At 41.7% G+C, this 6,537-nt stretch carries 5 protein-coding genes, 1 rRNA gene and 1 other annotated feature (1 of these 7 running past the window's edge); of the genes, 1 reads left to right on the forward strand and 5 read right to left on the reverse strand.

The annotated features are described in order from the left end of the window. Positions 1 to 60: 60 nt before the first annotated feature. Entirely contained in the window at positions 61 to 1,164 is a 1,104-nt protein-coding gene (locus A5878_RS09205) for an SLC13 family permease (protein WP_081116333.1), read from the forward strand. 132 nt (positions 1,165 to 1,296) lie between these two features. Here the strand turns inward: A5878_RS09205 and A5878_RS09210 are convergent, their stop codons facing one another. The 5 genes from A5878_RS09210 to rrf form a co-directional block, all read right to left on the reverse strand. Further along, complete coding sequence (locus A5878_RS09210) at positions 1,297 to 2,010, reverse strand: class I SAM-dependent methyltransferase (protein WP_081116334.1); 714 nt, start codon at positions 2,008 to 2,010, stop codon at positions 1,297 to 1,299. Further along, positions 2,011 to 3,018 carry a zinc-binding alcohol dehydrogenase family protein gene (locus A5878_RS09215; protein WP_086295455.1) on the reverse strand — a complete coding sequence of 336 codons (1,008 nt, stop codon included), beginning with the start codon at positions 3,016 to 3,018 and terminating at the stop codon, positions 2,011 to 2,013. It abuts the gene before it with no gap. A 74-nt stretch (positions 3,019 to 3,092) separates the two neighbouring features. Then, positions 3,093 to 4,154, reverse strand: coding sequence for a hypothetical protein (locus tag A5878_RS09220; protein ID WP_086295457.1), 1,062 nt, complete (start codon positions 4,152 to 4,154; stop codon positions 3,093 to 3,095). Further along, positions 4,126 to 5,037: a hypothetical protein gene (locus tag A5878_RS09225; protein ID WP_005226241.1), complete on the reverse strand. Its 912-nt coding sequence runs from the start codon at positions 5,035 to 5,037 to the stop codon at positions 4,126 to 4,128. Before A5878_RS09225 ends, A5878_RS09220 begins: the two co-directional genes overlap by 29 nt. 139 nt (positions 5,038 to 5,176) lie before the next feature. Further along, positions 5,177 to 5,292, reverse strand: a 5S ribosomal RNA gene (rrf, locus tag A5878_RS09230). Between the two features lie 81 nt (positions 5,293 to 5,373). Further along, positions 5,374 to 6,537, reverse strand: a sequence feature (mutual gap in cmsearch alignment for this rRNA model is longer than 100) (it continues 3,162 nt past the right edge of the window).

A 6,537-nucleotide genomic window follows, 5' to 3' on the forward strand; every position in this document is an offset into this window, starting at 1 on the left:
TTATTTATTGTTCCTAAAGCATAGGAATGGTAAAATTCTTGAGAAGAAAGGTGGTGAACTATGGGAAAACGAATGTTAGCATTTTTTCGAACGGATCGATTATTTTCGATTTCCCTGCTACTAGCACTTATTGCGTGTTTTTTCGGCACCTTCCGTTGGTCGTTTATTGACTTTAAAGTGATTTTATCACTGTTTGGATTAATGTTAGTAATCAATGGGTTAGAAGAAGCTGGTCTTTTACGAGCATTTGGACAAAAATTAGTGGAAAAAAGTCGCAATCTGCGTGACTTGATCCGCGCAATCGTCTTGCTAAGCTTCTTCAGTTCGATGTTTTTAACAAATGACGTGGCTATCTTAACTTTATTGCCCATCTATTTACTCTTAACGAGGAAAGAACAACAGCACACCAGTGTCTTATTAGGCGCTGTCTATTTGATCGTAGCAGCCAATTTAGGAAGCAGCCTGTTTCCATTTGGAAATCCGCAAAATCTATTTTTATTTTCTTACTATCAGATTTCGCTGCCACAATTCATGTGGACTACCGGCACCTTTGTGGGACTTTCATTACTATTACTCCTTGTTTCGATCCAGCTCATCCCAAAGACTCCATTGGAAATCGCCCTGCAAGAAGAACCCTTTGAAAAAAAGCCAGCGCTGCTTAATTCAGGATTATTTGTTCTTATGATTCTTGGTATTTTTAGTATTCTCCCTATTTCAATCGCCGTGCTTGTCGTCGCAGCCGTCGTTTGGTTTAGCAATAAACGATTATTTGCAAAAGTTGATTATCGGTTACTACTTACCTTTCTCTGCTTCTTCTTGATCGTCGGGAATATTCAAGACCTATCTCTGGTCACCGATCACATTCGACCGTATTTTCAAGAAACGCATCGCGCTTTTTTAGGTAGTATTTTACTATCCCAAGGAATATCTAACGTTCCAGCAGCAATTTTGATTGCTCCTTTCACCGATTTAGAAAAAGCCGTTCTTTTGGGCGTCAATGTTGGTGGTTTGGGTACATTGATTGCTTCTTTGGCGAATTTGATTGGGTACAAATTATTGAAACAAGCCAGACCAAAAGAAGCGAGAACGTTTCAAAAGCTGTTTTTTGTCGTCAACATCATTTTTTTACTGTTATTAGGCAGCATCGTATACCTTCTATTGTAGCAAATTCACTGTAAAACGAGATTCCAGCATAAGATGTTTCCAGTCAGCAGCCAAAAGAAGCCTAGCTCCTGTACCTGTTTCTTGATCTTATGTCAGAATCTCGTTTTTTTGATACCCATTGTGTGATTTTACTTAAGCTAAAAGAAGCTCAAAAGTGATTTTCGTTTGGCTTTCGACAGTCAATGCCTCACCAAAGACATGTTGAACCATTTGTTGCCGTTGTTCCAATGAGTACTCCTCCTCAAAATAAAGATGAAATATTTCTTGATCGATCTCCTCCTTCAAAATATACTCGAATTGCCGACTCTGCCAATCGATCGCTTCTTCTGAAAACCACTTCTTGTACCAAGTGTTTAGGTTCAGGTCATTCTTCGCTGAAAGATTTTTTTCATATGGCTGAAACACGTTTTCTTCTTCTGTGATCATTCTTAGAATAATCAATTGATGGGCCTTTTTTTGAAACTGAAGCAATGTTTCCTTGTCTCTGACTGCTGGATTCATTGCCATAAAAATACAGGGCCAGTGCTGGTCTGCAGATAAAAAGTCTTTTTGGCTCTGCTGAACCAGATGGAGCTTGTTCATCGGATCTTCCGTCGTTTCTTCAATGATTTTTAACATTTCTTTTGAAAAATCAATTGCGTAATACTCATCTACATAAGGATAAAATGCTGAAATGTAGCGGCCAGTCCCCGCAGCAAAGTCAACGAAGACCGATATCGGGAACACTTTCTGCTCCACCAAAAAAGCTGCTACCTCTTCGGCAATTTTCAATTGGGATTCTCTTTGAATCTGTGCATATTCTTGGGCAAATTCATCCCAAAACAGCATCGCTTCCTCTTCTTCCATCTAGCGGACGCCTCCAGTGATCACTGTCTTTCCTTTCGTTCCTTGCTCAACCGCTTTTGTAGCGAGCTTTAAGGTCTCGATGGTAATTCCTCCATTAAACGTTTGGACCGCAGTCGTATGGATCTTTTTGTCAGCGAGTAACGAGGCGATCCGTTGCAAAATGCTCCCTTGTGTTTCAATCATCAACTGAGCATCTGTTTTTGCGAACATATACTCCCAATAAAAATCGATGCCGAGGTTTTTAAATGGATTTAAATCTAGCGCTTCTTTCGAATTCACGATCATTCCGACTTTGCCAAACGGCAAGATTGCTTTCGTTAATTGTGGCAAATAGGCCGAGGCGTCATAAAAAATTGCAACGGCTGAAAAAGGCTCAGTGATTTGTTCAGCCAACGGCAAGCGATGATTAAGTACTTGATCCACTTGATTGTTTTTAAGCCACTGATCGTTCTTAGGACTCGCAGTGCCATAGACTGTCAATCCTGCCCATTTTGCTAGTTGCGCCGCAATTGAGCCAACACCACCGCTGGCATTGACCAATAAAATCGATCCATCATTCGCGTTTTCTTCAGGCACGTACCCAAATTTTTCAAAAAGCAATTCCCACGCTGTAATACTCGTTAATGGCATAGCTGCAAGATCGCCATCAGAAAAGCCGGCTGGTGCCTTTGCTGCGATCCGAGAATCAACTGTTTGGAACCTTTGATTCGCACCAGGTCGTTGTGTGGTTCCAGCATAAAACACCCGATCACCAACGGCAAAGCCATTAACTGCTGAGCCGATTTCTTTAACGATCCCAACGGCGTCATACCCTTGGATCTGGAACGCTTCACTTAAAGCAGTCATTTGCCGTCTTTTTGTATCGATTGGATTGACCGAAACTGCCTGTACTTCCACCAATAAATCATTTGCTTGGCAATTGGGTATCGGAATTTCCTTTTCAATAAATATATTTGACTCATCTAAAGATCGTCCTTCATAAAAACCTAGTGCTTTGTTTTTCATCATACTGCTCCTTCCAAAAAAAAAAGTGCTGAATAGTTATAAAAACCATTCTAGCACTTTTAATGAATTTAGAACATTTATTCTTCACCTTCCACGACAAGCGGAACCAAAAATGGATAGCTTGTGAAGAAATCTAATAAGGATCGCTTCCATTGATCTGAATCAATCGTTAGTAAAGTGGACTCTGTATACAAATGAATCGTCAATCGTTGATTTTTATCAAGTAAAACAAGAATTTCACCTTTGTTTTCTGTGATAAAATCATATTGCTGATTCTCCATTGTAATAATGAAAATTTGATCGAGAACTTCTGCTGCAACAGCAAAGTCCGTCTCCATATCGACAGCCAATGTTTGGGTATTGTCGATCAAGCTTGGTGAAACCGTAAAGCCTAATTCTTTTAAATGCGCCAATACCAAGTTGACATCATAATTAAAGAGCGAAAGCTGATTGACCGAGAAAATATTCTCCGCATGCCATTGACTGATTAAATGCAAAATCTGTTCATCATTGACAACCACCGACTGGGAGTTTGAATTGATAGTCAACAATGGCAAATAATTAGATTGATACGTAGAATTGACTGGATTAAGTTTGAAACTAAACTCGAGCTCCTTTGTTTCTGTTAAACGAAAACGGACATTGAAATGCTTTGTCTTCCATGTGTCATAGTTATCAGTAGCAGTTAAATGAATCGTTTTTAATGGTTTCAAGAATTCATAGGCATAGTATTCAAGCAATGTCTTTTTGGCGATCACCGAAATATCTTGATCTGTTAAAATCAACTGGCGATAATGAGCAAGCAATCCAGAAAAATCAGCTTCCATAATTGATTTTCTCAATTTTAAATCAGCTAGTTCGTTTTCGGCTTGCTCAATAAGCGATTCGATTCGTTGGTGATCTTGCGCTTTTACAGCATAATAATCATCTTCGTAGTCAGTTTCTTCTTTTGCTGAATCAAAAGAATCATCCACTACATTTCCACTATCTTCTACTAAAGGACCATCATTCACTAAGTCCGTCGAATTTGTTGGTACGTTTTCCTCGACTTCATTAGCTCCTTCTGTTTGGACCTCTAGAGTCGGTTCCTGCTCCAGCAGCTGTGATTCCTCAGGATTCGTCTGCGTTTCTTTCGTCAACTTCAGTCAGCTCCTTTCCAGTATAGTGAGCTAAGAAAGCCATTATTTTTGCCGTAAATTCATCAAATGATCCAAAAAAGGTATCAATTTGACGGAATTCTTTTTCCACGATTGCTTTCTTTAAGCGCAATGTTTGGTATTGCTGTTGCAGACGCTCTTTTTCAGCAAAAACCTCTTCGTCATTATTTGAATATCTTTCCCATTCCCGACGTTTGGCTTCTAATGCTTTTCGCTCAGAAGTCAACTGCTCTAGTTCTTCATCGATTTTTGTCCGATTGAAAAAGCCCTTTGACTCACTCAATTCATTTACAGATGCCGTAAGCTTATCGATCTGATTTTGGATTTCCTTTACTTCTGATAGGGCAGTGATCCGTTTGGCTTCCAGCTTATCCATTTGTTGTTCGATGGCTGTCAGCATCTCACGATCGCCTCGTTGAAACTTCTCCCATTCTTCGTCTATCTCAGGGATAACAAAAATTTCTGGAATGCTCGCATCGATACCAATCGTCGCTCGCTCATGATAATAGGTCCCTAACTTATAGTAATGCACGGTAGGAGAAATTTTGGCACAATGCATCATGAAAGGAAATGTTTGGGTGAAGTTATCATGGAACTTTCTTGATAGTAATTCGTCAATCTCATGATTTTGATTTGATGTTTCTTTTAGCTGTTTATGCAATCGACCATTATATATACGATAAATTTCAGGAATATCCTCTTTTTCGATCGCTACTTCAAAATCTTGCAGGTCTTGCAGCATCTGACCGATATTTTTTGAGGCGACTTGTTTGATATCGCCAAAGGATACTTCTTCATTCGTTGAAACTGAAACAACGTCTTGATCTTGAACAAATTTTTGTTCTTTTTTGGCATCGTCAGTCATATGATCCCTCCTAAAAATACTTCACTACTAGTGTATCATTTTTTTCCATAAAAAGTTATTTTAAGTGATTGTTTTTAGAAAAATGATACATCATTGTAATAACAAAAAAACACATGTCAGTGAAGACATGTGTTTGACTGCGTGGCGACGTCCTACTCTCACAAAGGGAAACCCTTCACTACAATCGGCGCTAAGAAGCTTAACTTCTGTGTTCGGCATGGTTACAGGTGTATCCTTCTTGCTATCGCCACCACACTATTCAATTGAGTAAGTTTTGCTCACTCAAAACTGGATCGAAGAAATCAAAACTCTACGAGTTTACGTGCTTTTTTCTTTTTGGTTAAGTCCTCGATCGATTAGTATCAGTCCGCTCCAACCATCACTGGCCTTCCACTTCTGACCTATCTACCTGATCATCTCTCAGGGATCTTACTTTCTTAAAGAAATGGGAAATCTCATCTTGAGGTGGGCTTCACACTTAGATGCTTTCAGCGTTTATCCCTTCCCTACATAGCTACCCAGCGATGCCTCTGGCGAGACAACTGGTACACCAGCGGTAAGTCCATCCCGGTCCTCTCGTACTAAGGACAGCTCCTCTCAAATTTCCAACGCCCGCGACGGATAGGGACCGAACTGTCTCACGACGTTCTGAACCCAGCTCGCGTGCCGCTTTAATGGGCGAACAGCCCAACCCTTGGGACCGACTACAGCCCCAGGATGCGACGAGCCGACATCGAGGTGCCAAACCTCCCCGTCGATGTGGACTCTTGGGGGAGATAAGCCTGTTATCCCCAGGGTAGCTTTTATCCGTTGAGCGATGGCCCTTCCATGCGGAACCACCGGATCACTAAGCCCGACTTTCGTCCCTGCTCGAGTTGTAGCTCTCGCAGTCAAGCTCCCTTCTGCCTTTACACTCTTCGAATGATTTCCAACCATTCTGAGGGAACCTTTGGGCGCCTCCGTTACCTTTTAGGAGGCGACCGCCCCAGTCAAACTGCCCATCTGACACTGTCTCCCAGCCCGATAAGGGCTGCGGGTTAGAGTGGCCATAACGCAAGGGTAGTATCCCACCATTGCCTCCATCGAAACTGGCGTCCCGATCTCTACGGCTCCTACCTATCCTGTACATGCGGTACAGACACTCAATATCAAACTACAGTAAAGCTCCATGGGGTCTTTCCGTCCTGTCGCGGGTAACCTGCATCTTCACAGGTACTAAAATTTCACCGAGTCTCTCGTTGAGACAGTGCCCAAATCGTTACGCCTTTCGTGCGGGTCGGAACTTACCCGACAAGGAATTTCGCTACCTTAGGACCGTTATAGTTACGGCCGCCGTTTACTGGGGCTTCAATTCGTACCTTCGCTTACGCTAAGCACTCCTCTTAACCTTCCAGCACCGGGCAGGCGTCAGCCCCTATACGTCATCTTTCGATTTTGCAGAGACCTGTGTTTTTGATAAACAGTCGCTTGGGCCTATTCACTGCGGCTGCTCGTTAGAGC

It is taken from the genome of Enterococcus sp. 3G6_DIV0642 (assembly GCF_002140635.1).
In the GTDB taxonomy this organism is placed as follows: Bacteria; Bacillota; Bacilli; order Lactobacillales; family Enterococcaceae; genus Enterococcus_D; species Enterococcus_D casseliflavus.

What these genes read in the sequence shown, in the direction of transcription:
- A5878_RS09205 (WP_081116333.1), top strand. Translation starts at nt 61, where the DNA reads ATGGGAAAACGAATGTTAGCATTTTTTCGAACGGATCGATTATTTTCG.
- A5878_RS09210 (WP_081116334.1), bottom strand. Translation starts at nt 2,010, where the DNA reads ATGGAAGAAGAGGAAGCGATGCTGTTTTGGGATGAATTTGCCCAAGAA.
- A5878_RS09215 (WP_086295455.1), bottom strand. Translation starts at nt 3,018, where the DNA reads ATGATGAAAAACAAAGCACTAGGTTTTTATGAAGGACGATCTTTAGAT.
- A5878_RS09225 (WP_005226241.1), bottom strand. Translation starts at nt 5,037, where the DNA reads ATGACTGACGATGCCAAAAAAGAACAAAAATTTGTTCAAGATCAAGAC.